The 18822-nt window shown below is 71.5% G+C and carries 19 protein-coding genes; 11 read left to right on the top strand and 8 right to left on the bottom strand.

From position 1 onward, the window contains the following. The first annotated feature begins 13 nt into the window (after positions 1 to 13). From nrdI to FB047_RS07310, 5 genes are all read left to right on the top strand, one after another. The gene (gene nrdI / locus FB047_RS07330; RefSeq protein ID WP_136586554.1) at positions 14 to 454 is read left to right on the top strand and encodes a class Ib ribonucleoside-diphosphate reductase assembly flavoprotein NrdI; all 441 of its coding nucleotides are present in this window, start codon (positions 14 to 16) and stop codon (positions 452 to 454) included. Continuing rightward, positions 436 to 2592: a class 1b ribonucleoside-diphosphate reductase subunit alpha gene (gene nrdE / locus FB047_RS07325; RefSeq protein ID WP_136586553.1), complete on the top strand. Its 2157-nt coding sequence runs from the start codon at positions 436 to 438 to the stop codon at positions 2590 to 2592. Before nrdI ends, nrdE begins: the two co-directional genes overlap by 19 nt. A gap of 37 nt (positions 2593 to 2629) precedes the next feature. Continuing rightward, the gene (nrdF, locus tag FB047_RS07320) at positions 2630 to 3604 is read left to right on the top strand and encodes a class 1b ribonucleoside-diphosphate reductase subunit beta (protein ID WP_076676657.1); all 975 of its coding nucleotides are present in this window, start codon (positions 2630 to 2632) and stop codon (positions 3602 to 3604) included. 110 nt (positions 3605 to 3714) lie between these two features. Beyond that, positions 3715 to 4293: a TetR/AcrR family transcriptional regulator gene (locus FB047_RS07315; RefSeq protein ID WP_136586552.1), complete on the top strand. Its 579-nt coding sequence runs from the start codon at positions 3715 to 3717 to the stop codon at positions 4291 to 4293. Next, positions 4290 to 5444, top strand: a complete 1155-nt coding sequence (locus tag FB047_RS07310; protein WP_136586551.1) for a GDSL-type esterase/lipase family protein — start codon at positions 4290 to 4292, stop codon at positions 5442 to 5444. Before FB047_RS07315 ends, FB047_RS07310 begins: the two co-directional genes overlap by 4 nt. A gap of 85 nt (positions 5445 to 5529) precedes the next feature. Here the strand turns inward: FB047_RS07310 and FB047_RS07305 are convergent, their stop codons facing one another. Genes FB047_RS07305 through FB047_RS07290 form a run of 4 tightly spaced genes read right to left on the bottom strand, consistent with a single transcriptional unit; the run spans position 5530 to position 8824 of the window. Further along, positions 5530 to 6456, bottom strand: coding sequence for a nucleoside hydrolase (locus tag FB047_RS07305; RefSeq protein ID WP_136586550.1), 927 nt, complete (start codon positions 6454 to 6456; stop codon positions 5530 to 5532). Beyond that, the gene (locus tag FB047_RS07300) at positions 6453 to 7289 is read right to left on the bottom strand and encodes a PfkB family carbohydrate kinase (protein WP_136586549.1); all 837 of its coding nucleotides are present in this window, start codon (positions 7287 to 7289) and stop codon (positions 6453 to 6455) included. The genes FB047_RS07305 and FB047_RS07300 overlap by 4 nt, the downstream gene beginning before the upstream one ends. A gap of 18 nt (positions 7290 to 7307) precedes the next feature. Next, positions 7308 to 7793, bottom strand: coding sequence for a hypothetical protein (locus FB047_RS07295; RefSeq protein ID WP_136586548.1), 486 nt, complete (start codon positions 7791 to 7793; stop codon positions 7308 to 7310). 5 nt (positions 7794 to 7798) lie between these two features. Further along, positions 7799 to 8824, bottom strand: a complete 1026-nt coding sequence (locus FB047_RS07290) for an FUSC family protein (RefSeq protein WP_136586547.1) — start codon at positions 8822 to 8824, stop codon at positions 7799 to 7801. A gap of 306 nt (positions 8825 to 9130) precedes the next feature. Here FB047_RS07290 and FB047_RS07285 point away from each other — a divergent pair, with 306 nt between their 5' ends. Then, complete coding sequence (locus FB047_RS07285; RefSeq protein ID WP_136586546.1) at positions 9131 to 9595, top strand: DUF3817 domain-containing protein; 465 nt, start codon at positions 9131 to 9133, stop codon at positions 9593 to 9595. Positions 9596 to 9618: 23 nt separating this feature from the next. On the opposite strand, the gene FB047_RS07280 is transcribed toward FB047_RS07285, so the two are convergent. The 4 genes from FB047_RS07280 to FB047_RS07270 all read right to left on the bottom strand — a co-directional run bounded on the left by FB047_RS07280 (position 9619) and on the right by FB047_RS07270 (position 12661). Beyond that, positions 9619 to 10263, bottom strand: coding sequence for a hypothetical protein (locus FB047_RS07280; RefSeq protein WP_136586545.1), 645 nt, complete (start codon positions 10261 to 10263; stop codon positions 9619 to 9621). A 210-nt stretch (positions 10264 to 10473) separates the two neighbouring features. Continuing rightward, positions 10474 to 11577, bottom strand: a complete 1104-nt coding sequence (locus FB047_RS07275; protein WP_136586544.1) for a class I SAM-dependent methyltransferase — start codon at positions 11575 to 11577, stop codon at positions 10474 to 10476. A gap of 97 nt (positions 11578 to 11674) precedes the next feature. Further along, positions 11675 to 11824: a hypothetical protein gene (locus FB047_RS16880; protein WP_167494175.1), complete on the bottom strand. Its 150-nt coding sequence runs from the start codon at positions 11822 to 11824 to the stop codon at positions 11675 to 11677. 24 nt (positions 11825 to 11848) lie between these two features. After that, positions 11849 to 12661, bottom strand: a complete 813-nt coding sequence (locus tag FB047_RS07270; RefSeq protein WP_136586543.1) for an EI24 domain-containing protein — start codon at positions 12659 to 12661, stop codon at positions 11849 to 11851. A gap of 76 nt (positions 12662 to 12737) precedes the next feature. Between FB047_RS07270 and FB047_RS07265 the strand changes: the two genes are divergently transcribed. The 5 genes from FB047_RS07265 to FB047_RS07245 all read left to right on the top strand — a co-directional run bounded on the left by FB047_RS07265 (position 12738) and on the right by FB047_RS07245 (position 18773). Next, complete coding sequence (locus tag FB047_RS07265; protein ID WP_136586542.1) at positions 12738 to 13568, top strand: hypothetical protein; 831 nt, start codon at positions 12738 to 12740, stop codon at positions 13566 to 13568. An 87-nt stretch (positions 13569 to 13655) separates the two neighbouring features. Next, the gene (locus FB047_RS07260) at positions 13656 to 16181 is read left to right on the top strand and encodes an ATP-dependent Clp protease ATP-binding subunit (protein ID WP_136586541.1); all 2526 of its coding nucleotides are present in this window, start codon (positions 13656 to 13658) and stop codon (positions 16179 to 16181) included. A 307-nt stretch (positions 16182 to 16488) separates the two neighbouring features. Beyond that, the gene (locus tag FB047_RS07255; protein ID WP_136586540.1) at positions 16489 to 17370 is read left to right on the top strand and encodes an LLM class flavin-dependent oxidoreductase; all 882 of its coding nucleotides are present in this window, start codon (positions 16489 to 16491) and stop codon (positions 17368 to 17370) included. Continuing rightward, the gene (locus tag FB047_RS07250; RefSeq protein WP_136586539.1) at positions 17367 to 18158 is read left to right on the top strand and encodes an LLM class flavin-dependent oxidoreductase; all 792 of its coding nucleotides are present in this window, start codon (positions 17367 to 17369) and stop codon (positions 18156 to 18158) included. The genes FB047_RS07255 and FB047_RS07250 overlap by 4 nt, the downstream gene beginning before the upstream one ends. A gap of 9 nt (positions 18159 to 18167) precedes the next feature. Beyond that, positions 18168 to 18773: a DUF1349 domain-containing protein gene (locus FB047_RS07245; RefSeq protein WP_136586538.1), complete on the top strand. Its 606-nt coding sequence runs from the start codon at positions 18168 to 18170 to the stop codon at positions 18771 to 18773. Positions 18774 to 18822 lie beyond the last annotated feature (49 nt).

Below are 18822 nucleotides of genomic sequence, written 5' to 3'. Positions count from 1 at the left end.
TCAGACCCCCGTCATGAGCGCTGTCGTGTCGGCGACCGAGGCCCCTCTGCTGGTCTACTTCTCGAGCGTGTCGGGCAACACCGCGCGTTTCATCGAGAAGCTCGGCAAGCGGGCCGTGCGCATCCCGCTGCGGCCGACCGATCCGCCCCTCCACATCGACGAGCCCTTCGTGCTGGTCACCCCCACCTATGGCGGGGGTGCCGGCCGGGGCGTCGAGAAGGGCGCGGTCCCCAAGCAGGTCATCCGCTTCCTCAACGAGGAACGCAACCGACGCAACATCCGCGGAGTCATCTCCGCGGGGAACACGAACTTCGGCGACGCCTTCTGCCTCGCCGGCGACATCGTCGCGCGCAAGTGCGCGGTGCCGCATCTATACCGACTGGAAGTTTTCGGCACCCCCGACGATGTCGAGCGGGTCACCGAGGGATTGGAACGATGGTGGAAGTTGAGCTGACCGACGTGGACTTCAAGACCGAAGCGCGGTTCGAGGGGCTGGATTACCACGCCCTCAACGCGATGCTGAACCTGTACGACGCCGACGGCAAGATCCAGTTCGACGCCGACAAGCGCGCGGCGCGGGAGTACTTCCTGCAGCACGTCAACCAGAACACCGTGTTCTTCCACTCGCTCAAGGAGCGCCTCGACTACCTCGTCGAGAAGGAGTACTACGAGCCCACCGTGCTCGCGAAGTACTCGATGGAGTTCATCCAGGAGCTCAACGACCGCGCGTACGGCGCGAAGTTCCGCTTCGAGACCTTCCTCGGCGCGTTCAAGTACTACACGAGCTACACGCTCAAGACCTTCGACGGGAAGCGCTACCTCGAGCGTTTCGAGGACCGCGTCGTCATGACCGCCCTCGCCCTCGCCGACGGCGACCAGCGCCTCGCGGTGCAGCTGGTCGACGAGATCATCTCCGGTCGGTTCCAGCCCGCGACCCCCACGTTCCTCAACGCCGGCAAGGCGCAGCGCGGCGAGCTCGTGTCGTGCTTCCTGCTGCGCATCGAAGACAACATGGAGTCGATCGCGCGCGGCATCAACTCCGCCCTGCAGCTGTCCAAGCGCGGTGGCGGCGTGGCCCTGCTGCTGTCGAACATCCGTGAGTCGGGTGCGCCCATCAAGCAGATCGAGAACCAGTCGTCGGGCATCATCCCCGTCATGAAGCTGCTCGAAGACAGCTTCAGCTACGCCAACCAGCTCGGCGCGCGTCAGGGCGCGGGCGCGGTGTACCTCAACGCGCACCACCCCGACATCCTGCGCTTCCTCGACACCAAGCGCGAGAACGCCGATGAGAAGATCCGCATCAAGACGCTGTCGCTGGGTGTCGTCATCCCCGACATCACGTTCGAGCTCGCCAAGAACGGCGAGGACATGTACCTCTTCTCGCCGTACGACGTCGAGCGCGTGTACATGAAGCCGTTCGGCGACATCTCGGTGACCGAGAAGTATCGCGAGATGGTCGACGACCCGCGCATCAAGAAGACGAAGATCAACGCGCGCGAGTTCTTCCAGACCCTCGCCGAGATCCAGTTCGAGTCGGGTTACCCGTACATCATGTTCGAAGACACGGTGAACAAGGCGAACCCCATCGCCGGACGCATCAACATGTCGAACCTGTGCTCCGAGATCCTGCAGGTCAACACGCCGACTACGTACAACGAGGACCTCTCGTACGACAACATCGGCAAAGACATCAGCTGCAACCTCGGCTCGATGAACATCGCCCTGGCGATGGACGGCCGCGATCTGGGCCTGACGGTCGAGACCGCGATCCGCGCCCTCACCGCCGTGAGCGACCAGAGCCACATCGCCTCGGTCCGCTCGATCGAGGACGGCAACGACCGTTCGCACGCCATCGGCCTCGGGCAGATGAACCTGCACGGCTACCTCGCTCGCGAGCACGTCTACTACGGCTCCGAAGAGGGCATCGACTTCACGAACATCTACTTCTACACGGTGCTGTTCCACGCGCTGCGGGCCTCGAACCGCCTCGCGATCGAGCGCGGCACCTCGTTCGACGGCTTCGAGAACTCCACCTACGCGTCGGGCGAGTTCTTCGACAAGTACACCGACCAGGTGTGGGCTCCCGCGACCGAGAAGACGAAGGAGCTGTTCGCCGGCATCCAGATCCCGACGCAGGACGACTGGCGCGAGCTGAAGGCCTCGGTGCAGGCCCACGGCATCTACAACCAGAACCTGCAGGCGGTGCCCCCGACCGGTTCGATCTCGTACATCAACAACTCGACGAGCTCGATCCACCCGATCGCCTCGAAGATCGAGATCCGCAAGGAAGGCAAGCTCGGCCGCGTCTACTACCCGGCGCCGTTCATGACGAACGAGAACCTGGAGTACTACCAGGACGCGTACGAGATCGGTTACGAGAAGGTCATCGACACGTACGCCGCCGCCACGCAGCACGTCGACCAGGGACTGTCGCTGACGCTGTTCTTCAAGGACACCGTCACCACGCGCGACATCAACAAGGCCCAGATCTACGCCTGGCGCAAGGGCATCAAGACCATCTACTACATCCGTCTGCGTCAGCTGGCACTCGAGGGCACCGACATGACCGAGTGCGTCTCGTGCATGCTCTGACCCGCTGACCACCATCGATCAAGGACACAGGAACGACATGGCTGAGAAGCTGCAGTTGCTGAACCACGTGCAGGCCATCAACTGGAACCGCATCCAGGACGACAAGGACCTCGAGGTCTGGAACCGTCTGGTGAACAACTTCTGGCTGCCCGAGAAGGTGCCGCTGTCGAACGACATCCAGTCGTGGAACACGCTCACCCCCGAGGAGCAGACCCTCACGATGCGCGTGTTCACGGGGCTCACGCTCCTCGACACGATCCAGGGCACGGTCGGCGCGGTCTCGCTCATCCCCGACGCGATCACCCCGCACGAGGAGGCCGTCTACACGAACATCGCGTTCATGGAGTCGGTGCACGCTAAGAGCTACTCGTCGATCTTCTCGACGCTGTGCTCCACGAAGGAGATCGACGAGGCGTTCCGCTGGTCGACCGAGAACGAGTTCCTTCAGAAGAAGGCGCGCATCGTCATGGACTACTACCGTGGCGACGACCCGCTCAAGCGCAAGGTCGCCTCGACGCTGCTCGAGTCGTTCCTGTTCTACTCGGGCTTCTACCTGCCGATGCACTGGTCGAGCCGAGCGAAGCTCACCAACACGGCCGACCTGATCCGCCTCATCATCCGCGACGAGGCCGTGCACGGCTACTACATCGGCTACAAGTTCCAGCGTGGTCTCGAGACCGTCGACGAGGCGCGGCGCCAGGACATCAAGGACTACACGTTCTCGCTGATGTACGAGCTCTACGACAACGAAGTGGGCTACACGCAGAGCCTCTACGACTCGGTCGGACTGAGCGAGGACGTCAAGAAGTTCCTGCACTACAACGCCAACAAGGCGCTGATGAACCTCGGCTACGAGGCGATGTTCCCCGCCTCGGTCACGAACGTGAACCCGGCGATCCTGTCGGCCCTGTCGCCCAACGCCGACGAGAACCACGATTTCTTCAGTGGCTCGGGTTCGTCGTACGTCATCGGCAAGGCCGAGGCGACGGAAGACGACGACTGGGACTTCTGACCGCACCTTCATCGAGAGCCCCGCGCGAGTAATCGCGCGGGGCTCTTCTCGTCGGCGTTCACTCGTCCTATGAGGTAAAGCTCATTGCCTATTGCCTATAGGATGACATCATGAAACGCCCCCCGCTCACCCCGCGCTCCGTCATCGTCACGGCCGCCGACCTCGCCGATGTCCACGGCCTCACCGAGGTGACGCTCTCGGCCGTCGCCCGCGTCCTCGACGTGCGCACGCCGAGTCTGTACGGACACGTGCGCGACCTCGCCGCCCTGCGTGACGGGGTGACGATCCTCGCCCTCGGCGAACTCGCCGACCGCGCGGGCGAGGCGATCGCCGGGCGGTCGGGGCGCGAGGCCCTGCGCGCGCTGTGCGACGCGCACCGCGACTACGCGCGCACCCACCCCGGCCGCTGGGAGAGCCTTCAGCGCCGCGCCGCCGACGCCGTCGTGCGCAGCGACGAGGCCGCCCGATCGAGCCGGGCGCTCGCCGCGGTCCTGCGCGGCTACGGCATCGACGAGAGCGACCGCGTCCACGCGACGCGGCTGGTGGGGTCGTTCCTCAACGGCTTCCTGCACCTCGAGCACGTCGGCAGCTTCGCGCACAGCGCCCCACCGGCCGACGACTCCTGGGCACTGCTCATCGACCGCCTCGACGGGCTGCTGGCCCACTGGCACACGAAAGACGCGAAATGATCACCACCCCCCTGACCCTCGATCTCGTCCGCGGCGGCGCCGAGCTCGAACCGATCGAGCATGGCTCGCGCCTGCGCCTGCACCGACTGCCGCTGCCGTACCGGTCGCGCGAGGCCGACGCCCAGTTGACGATGGTGGAGCGCCAGCCGTCCGGCATCCATCTGCGCTTCCGCACGACCGCGACCGCGATCGTCCTGCGCCTGCACGCGACGCGGGTATCGTACCGGGGTCTCGAACGCGCGCGCGGCCAGGTCGACGTCCTCGTCGACGACGTGCTCGTGCAGCGACGGCCGCTCGAGGCCGGCGACGCCCTCGAGCTCGACCTGTCCACCGGCGACGCGACCCCGCGGCCCGGCGAGGACGACGTCGTGACGGTGGGCGCGCTCGCACCCGCGGAGAAGACCGTCGAGATCTGGCTGCCGCACAACGAGCAGGTCGACCTCGTCTCGCTCGACTCCGATGCCCCGCTCGCCCCCATCGACGACCCGCGACCGGTGTGGGTGCACCACGGCAGTTCGATCAGTCACGGCTCGAACGCCGCCGCGCCCACCGAGATCTGGCCGGTCGTCGCTGCCCGCGCCGCGGGCGTGCAGCTGCGCAACCTCGGCTTCGGCGGGAGCGCCATGGTCGACCCGTTCCTGGCCCGCGTGATCCGGGATCAGGATGCCGACCTCATCAGCGTCAAACTCGGCATCAACGTCGTGAACGCCGACGCGATGCGCGCCCGCGCGTTCGTTCCCGCGGTCCACGGTTTCCTCGACACCATCCGCGAGGGGCACCCCGACACCCCGCTCCTGGTGGTGTCACCGATCCACAGCGGCATCCACGAGAAGACCCCCGGACCGGGGGCGTTTGATCCCGACAGCCTGCGCGACGGGGCCGCCCGGTTCGTCGCGACGGGTTCGGCCGCCGAGGTCGCCCGGGGCGCGCTCACGCTCGAGGTCGTGCGCGATCTGCTGGCGGGGGTCGTCGCCGCACGGGCGGATGATCCGGCTCTGCACTACCTCGACGGCCTGTCGCTGTACGGCGCCGACGACGCGGTCGCCCATCCGCTGCCGGACGGTCTGCACCCCGACACGGAGACGCACCGGCTGATCGGCGAGCGTTTCGCGGCGGCAGCGTTCGCGGCGGGCGCGCCCCTCGGTCGCTAGGGGGAGCGAGGGTCCGGCCGACCACGCGCGCTGTCGGCGCGGGCACCGAGAGGGGAGCGCGGACGGATGACGCGGGGCGGTCGGTTCAGGCCGGCCACTCCCGGGCCTCGAGCCGCTCGAGCAGCAGCTCGACCGCCGAGCCCTCCATGCCGCGCACCCAGCGCTGCGTCTCGGAACCGCGCGACGACACGGTGCGCCCGCGTTCGCCGCGCTCGAGCCGCACCTCGACCTTCCCTGATGCGACGCCGACCCCGCGCAGCACGCCGGCGGCGACCATCGCGGCGAGGGGATCGTGCAGGGCGCACCGACGGTCGGGGAAGACGCGACCGGCGTAGAAGTCGAGGTACAGCGGCAGCATCGCGGCGAGCGCCTGCGGAAGGGCGCCGGGGATCGCCGCCAGACGCACGAGGTCCGCTTCGTCGAGCGTCTGCGTCATCGTGACGTCCAGCGGCACGAGCGTGGTGTCCCACTCCTGCTCGAACACGAGGGCCGCGGCTTCGGGATCGTTGTGGATGTTCGCCTCGGCCCACGGCGTGACGTTCCCCGAGTGCGCGAAAGCGCCGCCCATCACGACGAGGTGGTCGAAGGCGGCGACGCCCGGAGCTTCGGCGTAGGCCGCGAGATTCGTGAGCGGGCCGAGGGCGAGAACGACGAGATCCGGATGCCGCGTCGCCAGGTGATCGATGAGCTCGACCGCGGGGCGCGCGTCGTGGGCCCGCGCGGCGGCGGTCAGGGCGATCCCGCCGACGCCGTCGTCACCGTGCACGTGCGGAGCGCCTCCTGCGTACGCGCGCTCGCGGAAGTCGTGCGCACCCACGGCGACGGGGATGTCGTGCACCCCGGCGAGCTCGAACAGCGAGAGCGTGTTCGCGGCCGCGCGGGCGGCATCCGTGTTCCCCGACACCGTCGTGACCCCCACGACCTCGACGGCCGGCTCGGCCAGCAGATAGGCCAGGGCGAGGGCGTCGTCGATGCCGGTGTCGCAGTCGACGAGGATCGGGCGGCGGGTCATGCGCCCGCTCCGTAGGTGTCGAGGTGCGAGAGGCGGGGCTGCGACGCCGGGTCGGCGACCGCGGCCGCCCCCACCGCGCAGGCCCGCGCGAGGGCCTCTTCTTCGCCGTCACCGCGCAGGATCCCGCAGACCAGGGCGGCGCAGAACGCGTCCCCGGCGCCGACGGTGTTGACGACGGTCGCGGGGACGCCGGGGGCGGATGCCACGAGCTCGCCGTAGCGGTACAGGCGCGCCCCCGCGGCACCGAGGGTCACGCACAGCAGTTGGGCGTCGTGCAGCTCGGGGAGCTGGGCGTACTCGGTCTCGTTGACGATCACGAGATCGCATGCGTCGATCACCGACCGGGGGAGCGGGCGGGCGGGGGCGGCGTTGACGGCGAGGAAGCTCGACACCCGCGCGGCGGCGATCACCACGTCGTCCGCGACCTCGAGCTGGAGCAGGACCGCGCTGTCGGGCTCGATGCCGAGCCGCGATGCGTCGATCTCGGCGTTGGCTCCCGGGCACACCACGATCGAGTTCTCACCCGTCGCGTCGACGACGATCAACGCCGTCCCGGTCGCGGCCCGCACCGTCTGCACGCCCGACGCGTCGATGCCGTCGGCCGCGAGCTGCGCGCGGATGCCGCGCCCGTCGAGGTCGTCGCCCACCGCGCCGATCAGTCGGACCGCGGCGCCCAGACGCGCCGCGGCGACCGCCTGGTTCGCGCCCTTGCCGCCCGGGCCGCGCTGCAGCACGCCGTCGGCGACGGTCTCTCCCTCCGCGGGGGCGCGCTCGACGCGCGCGGTGAGGTCGACGTTGATCGCGCCGACGACGGTGAGGGAGGGGGAAGCCATGCGCGGCTCCTTTCGAGGTCAGTGCAGCAGCAGCTTCGCCACGATCAGCAGCGCCGACACCAGTGCGGCCCCGATCGCCGTCAGGACCACGCCGACGGGGGAGTATCCCCGCAGGCGCGCGCCCGCCGTCGCCACGACCACCAGGTACATCATCGCTACGCCGACGCCCCACAGGAGCGCGGTGGGCAGGTCGACGCCGAACGCCACGAGGAGGACGACCACCAGCAACGGAAGGAACGTCACCGACACCATCGGCGCGCTCACCGCGAGATGGTGGCGGAAGATCGCCCACGGGCGTTCCGCCGAGGTGTCGCCGAGGCAGTACGCGAACACGTGGGTCGCGAAGTAGACGAGGTTGGTCAGGGCGACCACCGCAACGACGACTCCGAGGTCGGATCCACTGAGGCCGATGAGCGTCGACGCCGAGACGAGCGCGCCGTAACAGCCGGCGCTGATCCGCTCGGCGGCGTCGTGTCCGAGTCTGCGCGGGGCCGTGGCATCCATCGCCGTCATCCTCTCGCCGCGCGCCGACGCAGGCCCGCCGACACGATCGCGACCACCGTACCGACCGCGACGCCGATCACCGTCTCGATCACGCGGTCGCGCAGCAGCAGGTCGGGGGAGGCGGGCGAGGCGAGCGAGATCATGAGCAGAGCGAGCGGGGTGATGAAGAGCATCGCGATGCCGTAGTTGCGTCCGACGAACAGCTCCGCTCCGGCCTGCAGCACCACCGCGACCACGATGACGAGCCACGGCGGGAGGTGCAGGGCCAGCAGCCCCGCCGCGATCAGCACCCCGAGCAGGGTGCCGACGAGTCGTTGGACGCCGCGGATCAGACGGGCCGTCACGTGCGCGCCGCCCACGGCCGCGACCGCGCCCACCATCGCCCAGTACCAGTGCGTGCCGACCAGCAGGGCCCCCGCGACGCCCGCGAGCAGGGCCGCGGTGCCGACGGTGGCCGTCATCTCCCACGCGACCGAGCCGATCGGCGGTCGCGGTCGGGTCGGGCGCGCCCACGACCCGCGGCGGGCGAGCACGAACACCACGGTGACGAGGAGGCTCCACAGCACGCTGGCCCCGCCGACCGCGACGACGGTCGCGAAGGTGGAGGCCGTCGCCGGGAAGCTGGCGGTGGCGCCGGCGGCGAACACGGAGAAGAGGGCACCGGGCGGATGCCACTGGGCCCGGTAGGCGAAGAGCGTCACGACCGCGGCGACCACGGCGACGACCGCGACGCTGACCAGCGCCGGGGTCGACAGGGCCGAGAGCGCCGTGCCCACGATCATCGAACCGACGAGGATCGCCCCCGCCGTCGCCTGCATGCGCACGCGGGTCCGCGGAGCGTCCGTGCGGCCGTAGAGGGCGGCGAACGCGCCGAAGCTGGCGTAGACCGCCAGGTCGAGGCGGTTCAGCAGCAGAAGAGCGATCAGGGGGATGCCGACGCTGAGCACAGCCCGCACCGCGACCCGGTGGTCACCGCGATGGGGTCCGACCCGGATGACACCGGTCCACACGCGCCCCCGGGATTCCGCCACCGGTCCAGCCTACGCGTCCGACGGTGCGTGCCCCGCTCTCCGTCGCGGCGTCAAGGCCGTGGCATCCGCGGCTTCATCTGGTGGGGTGGAGGAATGGATGCCGACCGCGAGAAGGGCCCCATCGAGCCCGGTCCCGAGCCCGACACGTCGACGGCTGCCGAGGGCGAGCGGTCCGACCCGACCCTGGACGGCGACGACCAGCCGGTCGAGTGAGCGACGGCGGGGTCGTCTCGACGTCGAACGGAGCAACGGGGCCGCGCACGCGCCCTGCGTAGGGTGGGAAGCCCCGACCGATCGAGGAGAGACGTGTTCCGCACGCCCCTGACCCTGTTCCGCACCCTCGCGATCGCCGAGGCGATCTCGTGGACGCTGCTCATCGCCGGCCTGATCCTGCGTGCCACGGCCGACCTGTCGGTGGCGGTGTCGATCGGTGGCGGCATCCACGGCTTCGTCTTCCTCGCCTACGGCGCGACGGCCGTGCTCGTGGCGCTGAATCAGCGCTGGGGTGTCGGCCCGGCCGCGGTCGCGATCGTCAGCGCGGTCATCCCCTACGCCACCGTGCCGACCGAGATCTGGCTGCACCGCACGGGACGGCTGCGCGGCGCGTGGCGCCTCGACGAGAGCGAGGATCCGCGCGACCGGCGCCCGCTCGACCGCCTGCTGCGGTTCTTCCTGCGGCGCCCCGCGATGCTGGGCCTGATCCTCGTGGCCGTCGTCGCGGTGGTCTTCGCGGTGCTGCTGATCCTGGGCCCTCCCGGCGGGAAGGGCTGACGCCTCCTTCGCCGTCGCGGGTTTCAGCGCACGTGGATGCGCACGCTCGCGGGGGCGATGCGGCACGTCGCGAGGAACGTCTCGACGGTGCCCGAGACGGTCGCCGCGGCCCGGCCGACGCCGAGGAACGCGACCGCGCTCTGGCGGGCGCGCTGACTCGCCGCGTGATCGATGAAACGCCGCATGACGCCTCCCGCGCGGCCCGAGTACGACACGTCCAGTTCGACGCCCAGCACCGGGCCGGTGACCGACTCGACCCTCCACTCGACCGCGGCGACGCCTCCGCCGCGGCTGGTCATGACGAGCGAGATCGACCCGCATTCCTCCCCGCCGACTTGCTCGGTGCGCAGAGGCTCGGATGCCGGGGTCGTGTCGGCCCCGCACAGTGAGATGGCGTGCAGTCGTGCGTACTCGCGGCCGGTCGCGGTGATGCTGGAGCAGTCGGCGAGCATCGGGGTCGAGGCGGTGTCGTCGAGGGGGTCGGCTCCGGTGGCGGCGCGGACCGGGGCGATGCCCGCGGCCAGGGGCGCCGTGCGGACCGCGGCGGTGGGGCCGGCACCGGGGGCGGAGGCGCCCTCGACCGCGCTCGCGCCGATCGGGGCGGGGGCGAGGCCCGCAGCCACGATAGCGGCGACGATCAGCGGGGTCGTGACGGCACGAGAGCGCACGGTCCTCACCTCCTCGTCGAGCGAGGTCGAATCTACGCCGCTGAGCTGAGGCGGCGCCATGGCATGGGTCGGGCGTCACGGGTCGGGCGTCACAGGTCGGAGGTCTCCGGTCGGACGTCGCGAGCTGGGCGAGGCGGGCCGGGCGGGGCGGGCCCGGGCACGGCGAGCCCGAGCGGGAGCGGCGTCGCGCGTCGAGCGTCGCCGCCGGCGTCACCGCGCGGTCGACGCCGTCACGGTGAACTTGCGGTCGCGGGCGATCTGCCGCGTGGGACCCACGATGCGCTCGAGGGCGGGGCGGTACTGCAGGGCGGAGTTCCACACCGTCCACAGTTCGCCGCCCGGTCGCAGCACGCGGGCCGCATCCGCGAACATGCGGGGAGCGAGACCGTCGGCGAGGGCCGCTCCGGCGTGGAACGGCGGGTTCAGCGCGATGAACGACGCGGAGTCATCGGCGTGCTTCGACAGCACGTCGTCGCGCTGCACGCGCACGCGGTCGGCGACGCCGTTGGCCGCGGCGGTGGCGCGCGCCGAGGCGACGGCGACGGCCGACTGATCGCACGCCAGGACGCGCAGGGAGGGATGCCGCACGGCCAGAGCGCTGGCGACCACGCCGGTACCGCACGCGAGGTCGATCGCCTCCGCGGCGCGGGGCTCCGGAAGGTGCGCGAGCAGCAGACGCGTACCGATGTCGATCGAGGCGCCCGCGAAGGCGCCGCCGAAAGCGCGCACGTGGATGCCGTCGACCTCCGCGGCTTCCGGGGTCGGTGCGGCCCCGTCGTGGGGTCCGCGCGCGAAGAGGACGCGCGACTTCTGGCGCGCGTGCGAGACGTCGACCCGGTCGAAGCGGTCGCGCAGCACGTCGTTCATCGCGAGGGTCATGTGCTTGAGACGACCGCCCGCGACCACGACGACCTCGGGGTCGGCGTGCAGGGCGATCAGCCCGGCGATGTCGGCCAGCGCGCGCAGCGATCGCGGCAGCCGCAGCAGCACGACGCGCGCGCCGCTCACGAGGTTCGCGTCGAGCGGGAGCGAGGCGTAGGTGCCGTCGAGCCCCGTGTCGGCCGCATTGGCGGCGAGGGCCCGCTCGCCGAGCAGTTCGTCCTGGTGCACCCGGATGCCGCGTGCTCCGGCAGCGGCGGAGGCCAGGGTGAGCGCTCCGTGCGTGTCGCCGATCACGACGAGCGCTCCCTGTGGAAGGTCGGCGCGCGCGGCATCCGACTCGTCGAGGATCAGCCGGTCGGCGGCATCGACGGCCCCCAGATCGGGGCCCTCGAGATCGGGGCGGCGACGGAGGGCGTCGAACGAGAAGGGCACCGTGCAACGGTACCGGGCGGGTCGGTTCGGTTCGCGCCTGAGCGCGCGTGCACGCACCGCGTCGGGAACGAGGGGGCGCGACCCGCGCCGGGAGCGCTTACCGGGTGCCGAAGTGGAAGGGCAGGGCCAGCGACGCCGACACCAGCAGGATGCCGAGGGCGAAGAACAGCGCGGGGGCCGCGAGCGAGAACGACAGTCCGGTCAGCAGCATGCCGCCGACGAACAGGATGAGCGAGACGATGAACATGGGGATCCCTTCGGTCGGTCCAGGCTATCGTGCCGCGTCACCCGAACCGGCCGCGCGACGGGCGGGTTGCGTCGCGGGGACCGCGGCATCCGCTCCCCGCGAAGGGGATGTCACGCGGCCGAGGGCGGCGTGCACCCACAGCGTGCTGCCCGCGACGGCGGCGGGCATGACCGCCACCGCCCCGAGCGGCACGAGGAAGCAGAGCTGCGTGGCGACGCCGAAGCCGAGCGCGCGGGCGCGGTGCGCGCGAATGATCGCGCGGCGGGCGCGACGGTCGAGGCCTCGAGCGGAGAGCGCCCGGGAGGTGAGCTCGTCGGCGAGCAGCCAGCCGGTCAGCAGCACTCCCGCGACGAAGCCCAGGGCCCCGCCGACGAAGGGGATGAGACCCAGGAGCCACGCGAGGAGGGCCGCCGGGATGCCGCGCAGGACGAGCAGGGCGCTGTCGCCCACCGCGCGCCAGAAGCCGTACTCGGCGTCGGGGACCTCACCGGTCGCGCTGTACTCGGTCGCGCGCCAGATGCGGTCGTAGAAGGGCTCGCCGACGGCGAGGGTCACGGCCGTGAACGACACGACGGCCAGCAGGAGGGCCGCACCGAACGACGCGACGCCGATCGCGGTGCGCAGCGCCCCCGCCCAGAACGGGACCCACCCGTCGGCGAACGGCGTCCAGTCGTCGACGAGGCCGGGGAGGGCGATGCCCCACGCCACCAGCGCGGCACCGAACACGAGACCCACGAGCGTCCCGGGGATGAGGCCGAGCGCCATGGCCCCCGGGGTGCGTCGCCACTGGCCGAGGCCGCGGAGCAGCAGGCCTGCCCCGGCGAGGAATTCGCGCATGCGGGAAGTCTGGCAGAGGCCACCGACACCGCGCGGTCGGTGCCCGGGTGTCGGAGGCCCCTGCCAGGATGCGGGTATGCGCATCCGCACGACCTCGACCCAGCGCACGTATCGCTACGTGCGTCTCGCGATCATCGGGGCGACGGTGTTCCTCGCGGTGGGCGTGGGGATCGAGCTGGTCGCCGGCGGCGCCCTCCCCTCGGTCAGTGCGTCGTACTACACCGCCGCGGGGCCGGTCTTCGTGGGGGCGCTCACCGCGATCGCCCTCGCGCTCCTCGCCCTCTCGGGCCGCAGCGTGGAGCAGGGGCTGCTCGACGTCGCCGCGGTGCTCGCGCTCGTGATCGCCTACGTGCCGACATCGGTCTCGTGCGGCACGGTCACGCGGTGCGTGCCCGTCGCGGTGCGCGCGACCGTGGCGAACAACGCCGCGGCGGTGGCATCCGTGGTGCTCCTGGGGGTGGTCGTGGCGCTGATCCTCGCGCGGGTGCAGGGCACGCTGAGTCGGGGAGTCGTGCTGACGGCCGCGGTGATCGCGGCGATCGTGGTCGCCGGAATCGTCTTCGGGGCGATGGCGCCCGAGGTCTTCTTCGCGGGGGCGCACGAGGTGGCGGCCGTCGCCTTCTTCGTGCTCATCGCGGTGGTCGCCGGCCTCGCGGCGTGGCGGCCGCAGTCGCGCGCCGCCGCGCACGGGCGGTTCCGGGCGGTCTACGCCGTCGTGGCCGCGGGGATCGCCGTGACGCTCCTGGCGCTGGTCGGGGGAGTCCTCGCGGGGGTGGATCGACGCGGTTTCCCTGTGGTGCTGGTGGGGGAGTCGGTCGCCCTGGTGCTGTTCGCGGTGTTCTGGATCGTGCAGACGGCCGAGCTCTGGCGCGAGGTCGACCCGGCGATCACGGCGCCGCGGGAATAGCCGCGAGGGTCAGGCGTTGAACTTGATACGACGGTGCTCAAGTTGCAGACTTGAGTCCACCGCACTCACGTATCACAGGAGACGGAATTGCCCGACAACTTCACCCCCGGCGCCGGGGAAGACGGCGCCCAGTCGTTCGACGAGTTCCTCGCGCGCTACCTCGCGGGCGAGCAGGCGCGTGCCGAGCGGTCGATCGATCTGAGCCGCTTCCTCAGCGCCCGCACGCAGGACGCCCTGCAAGAGGCCGGTCGCTTCGCGCTCGGCCGCGGTCAGCGCGAACTCGACGCCCTTCACGTGCTTCACGTGCTCGTGGGTCGCTCGCCCGCGAAGGACGCCGTCGCGCGCCTCGGGGCCGACCCCGCCGCGATCGCGCGGGCGGCCGAGAGCCGCCTCCCCGCCGCCGGTGCCCCGGCGCACGTCGACGGCGCCGTGGTGGCCGGATCCGTGCAGCGGGCCCTCTTCCACGCGTTCCAGGTCGCCCGCGCGGCCGGATCCACCTACGTCGACCCCGACCACCTGTTCTTCGCCCTGGTGCTCGCGCAGGACGCCCCCGCCGGGCAGATCCTCGCGCAGGCGGGCGTGACCGCCGAGGCCCTCACGCAGGGCGTGCGCGAGACGGTCGTGGGCGGCGAGCAGCCGGAGGCCCCGAGCGAGGCGGCATCCGCCACCCCGAACCTCGACCGCTTCGGCACCGACCTCACCGCGCGCGCCGCGGCCGGAGAACTTGACCCGGTCATCGGCCGTGCCGACGAGATCGAGCAGACCATCGAGATCCTCAGTCGTCGCACGAAGAACAACCCCGTGCTCATCGGCGAGGCCGGTGTCGGCAAGACCGCGGTCGTCGAGGGACTCGCGCGCGCCATCGTCGCCGACGAGGTCCCCGAGCAGCTCCGCGGCACCCGCGTGGTCGCCATCGACCTCGCCGCGATGCTCGCGGGCGCCCGCTACCGCGGCGACTTCGAAGAGCGCCTCACCCAGACGATGGACGAGATCTCGGCATCCGAGAAGCTCGTCGTCTTCATCGACGAGGTGCACACCCTCGTCGGCGCGGGCGGGAGCGGCGACGGATCGATGGACGCCGGCAACATCCTCAAGCCCCGACTCGCCCGCGGCGACGTGCACCTCATCGGTGCGACGACCCTGCGCGAGTACCGCACGATCGAGAAGGATCCCGCCCTCGAGCGGCGCCTGCAGCCCGTGCGCGTGGGCGAGCCCTCGATCACGGATGCCGTGGAGATCCTGCGCGGCCTGCGTCCGGCGTACGAGCAGCACCACGCCGTCACCTACACCGATGACGCCCTGCGCGCCGCGGTGGAGCTGAGCGACCGCTACCTCTCCGACCGCGTGCTGCCCGACAAGGCGATCGACCTCATCGACCAGGCCGGGGCGCGCCTGCGTCTGCGTCTGGGCGTCACGGTCGACACATCGGCGCTGCTCGAGCGTCTCGCGACCCTCGAGGCCGACAAGAACGCCGCCGTCTCGGCCGAGCACTACGAGGAGGCCTCGCGCCTGCGCGACGAGATCGCCGCGGTGCAGAGCCGGCTCGACGACGCCACGACCGCCCCGCGCGGTGCCGCGGTGGTGGACGAACCCGAGATCGCCGCGGTGATCAGCCGGGCGACCGGCATCCCCGTCGCCCGGCTCACCGCGACCGAGCGCGGTCGCCTCGCCGAGCTCGAGACCGAGCTGCACGCCCGTGTGATCGGGCAGGACGACGCGGTCGCCGCCGTCGCCAAGGCCGTGCGCCGCAACCGCACCGGCATGGGCGACGAGAACCGGCCCGTCGGATCGTTCCTGTTCCTCGGCCCGACCGGCGTCGGCAAGACCGAGCTCGCCAAGGCCCTGGCCGGCTCGCTCTTCGACGACGACGGAGCCGTGATCCGCTTCGACATGAGCGAGTTCGGCGAGCGGCACACCGTGTCGCGCCTGATCGGTGCCCCTCCGGGATACGTCGGTTATGACGAGGCCGGACAGCTCACCGAGCGCGTGCGTCGCAACCCCTACGCGGTCGTGCTGTTCGACGAGATCGAGAAGGCGCACCCCGACGTGTTCACCCTGCTGCTGCAGGTTCTCGACGACGGGCGCCTCACCGACGGCCAGGGACGCACGGTCGACTTCCGCAACACCGTGATCGTCATGACCTCGAACCTGGGCGCCGAGGTGCTGGCATCCCGCTCCGGAGCCATCGGCTTCACCACCACGGGACGCGAGTTCGCCGACGACGACCTGCGCGACCGCGTGATGGGCAAGCTGCGCGAGGCCATGCGGCCGGAGTTCCTCAACCGCATCGACGACATCGTGCTCTTCCGCAAGCTCGAGAAGGCGCAACTGCGCGAGATCGTCCGGCTGCTGCTGGGTGCCACCTCGCGTCGTCTGTCCGCGCGCGAGGTCACCCTCGAGGTGACGGATGCCGCCGTCGACCGTCTCGCCGAGGTCGGGTACGAGCCCGAGTACGGCGCGCGCCCCCTGCGTCGCGTCATCCAGCGCGAGATCGACGACCGCATCGCCGACCTCTTCGTCTCCGGCGAACTGAGCGACGGCGGGACGGTGACGGTGGATGCCACCGCCTCGGGCTTCGTGGTGATGCCCGTCGTGTCGGCGCTCGCGGCCTGACCCGGTTCCGTGGTCGACGCCCCCGGTGCTTCGGCGCCGGGGGCGTCGTCGTCGGTGGTCACGGTTGTGCCGCTCTGCCGTCGTGCGGAGGTGGGGGCTGTCGTGCCCGCTTTGGCGGCTCCGCGGCGGCGTGTCGTCGCTCGACTCCGCGGGACGGAGGAACGGGCGGGCCGGATGCCGCGGGCTCGGCGGCGTGTCGTCGCTCGACTCCGCGGGACGGAGGAACGGGCGGGCCGGATGCAGCGGGCGGAATGCCGGATGCCGCCGGCCCTGCCGCGATGTCGGAGGTTCGGGGCAGAGTAGACCCATGAGTCGCATCGGCACGATCTTCAGCCCGTACCCGCACCCGCCCGAACAGCTGCGCGATGCCGCGCGCGCGGCGGAGGACGCCGGCGTCGAGGAGCTCTGGCTGTGGGAGGACTGCTTCCGGTCGTCGGCGTGGGCGGCTGCCGCCGCGGCGCTCGCCGTGACCGATCACCTGCGGATCGGCGTCGGCATCGCGCCGCTCCCGCTGCGCAACGTCGCCGCCTCCGCCATGGAGGTCGCCACCATCGAGCGGATGTTCCCCGGCCGCCTGCTGCCGGGTTTCGGTCACGGCGTGCAGGACTGGATGCGGCAGGTCGGAGCCAAGGCGGCCTCGCCCCTCACCCTCATGCGGGAGCAGCTCCCCGCCCTCCGCGGGCTCCTCGCCGGCGAGACCGTGAGCGCCGAAGGGAGGTACGTGCGCCTGCGCGACGTCACTCTCGACTGGCCGCCCGCTTCGGCGCCCCTGGTCTACGCCGCCGCCGAGGGTCCGAAGACGCTCGCTCTGGCGGGAGAGGTGGCCGACGGCGTGGTGCTCGACAGCCGTCACACGGTGGCCGAGATCGCCGCCGCCGTCGAGACCGTGCAGGCCGCGCGTCGCGTCGCGGGCCGCGAGGGCCGAGCCGATGTCGTGGCCTACGTGCTGACGGCCTTCGGGCCCGGAGCGGGGGAGAGGGCCACGGCCACGCTGCGCGATCGTCCCGACGCGCACGATCGCGTGCTGGCCGGGTCGGTGAGCGACGTGGCCGAGGGTGTCGCCCGTTTCCAGGAGGCCGGGGTCGACGACGTCGTGCTGCTGCCCACCGACGATGCGGATCTCGGGGCGTTCTTCTCCGCGGTCGGACAGGTCTCCCTCGAGATCCCGGCTGCCGGAGGCGTGTCGTGACCGGGGTCGTCTCTCTGGGCGTCGCCGGATCGCTCGGGCCCGACGCGATCGCCGCCTTCGCGCCCGCTGTCGAAGAGGCCGGATTCCACACGCTCTGGGTCAACGACACCCCCGACGGCGACGCCCTCGCGGCGCTCGCCGCGGCCGCGCGCGTCACCGAACGGCTACATCTCTCCACCGGCGTCGTGCCCGTCGACCGGCGTCCCGCGGGCGAGATCGCCGAGCACGCGGCATCCCTGGGTCTCCCTCTCGAGCGTGTGACGATCGGCATCGGCTCGGGCATCGCCCGGCAGGGCGCCCTCGCCCGCGTGCGCGAAGCCACCGATGCCCTCCACGACGCCGGGCTGCCGCGCGTGCTCGTCGGGGCGCTCGGGCCCAGAATGCGTCGACTCGCCGCCGAGCGCGCCGACGGGGTGCTGCTCAACTGGGTCCCTCCGCGCGAGACCCGCGAGCAGGCGGCCGCGCTGCACGCGATCGCGCCGCGCACCCGCGTCGCCGTGTACGTGCGCACCGCGCTCGACCCGGAGGCCCGCGAACGCCTCGAGGCCGAGACGGCCCGCTACGCCGCTTTCCCGAATTACGCCGCGAACTTCGAACGGATGGGGGTGGATGCCATCGACACGACCATCCGCGACGGCGCCGACCTCGCCGCGGCCGTCGATGCGTACACCGCCGCCGCCGACGAGGTCGTGCTCCGCGCGATCGTGCCGCACGACACGGTCGAGGCGTACGTGGACTTCGTCCGGCGGGCGGCGCCGACGGCCGGGAGAGGGGAGCGGCGCCCCTAGGGTCGTGGCATGAGCATCTCGATCGCCGGACTGCCGCCCCTCGCATGGACCGGGAGCCACGGGCAGGCGGAGTACGACGCCCCCTCGGGCGAGCTGACCCTGCGGGCACGGGCGGGCGTCGACTGGACGAACGACGCGACCGGGGGACCGGCTCAGCACGAGGCGACGGCCCTCGCGTTCGACGCCCCCGCGGGCGACTTCGTGCTGTCGGCCCGCGTCGGGGTGCGCGGAGAGCGCGGGACGTTCGACGCCGGAGCCCTCGCGGTGTGGAGCGGCAGCGCGCACTGGGCCAAGCTGTGCAACGAGTACTCGCCCCAGGACGAGGCGATGGTCGTCAGCGTCGTGACGAACGAGTTCTCCGACGATGCGAACGGTCCGCTGCTCGACGCCGACGCGGTCTTCCTGCGGGTGGCGCGCGTCGGAGAGGCCTTCGCCTTCCACTTCTCCCGCGACGGCCTCGCCTGGCACTTCGTCCGCGTCTTCCGCCTGCACAGCCCCGCCCCTCTCGCGGTCGGGTTCCTCGCTCAGGCGCCCCTCGGCGACGGGGCGACGGCGGTGTTCGACCGGATCTCCTTTGCGACGACGACCCTGTCCGACCTGCGTGATCTGAGCTGAGCCACCCGCGGGACCGGTGAGGTCGGCGGCGTCGGGTGGAGCTCCGGGG

Source organism: Microbacterium hydrothermale (assembly GCF_004854025.1).
GTDB lineage: Bacteria > Actinomycetota > Actinomycetes > Actinomycetales > Microbacteriaceae > Microbacterium > Microbacterium hydrothermale.
Note: the sequence above shows the minus strand (reverse complement) of the source record. Positions and strands in the feature narration are given on the sequence as shown.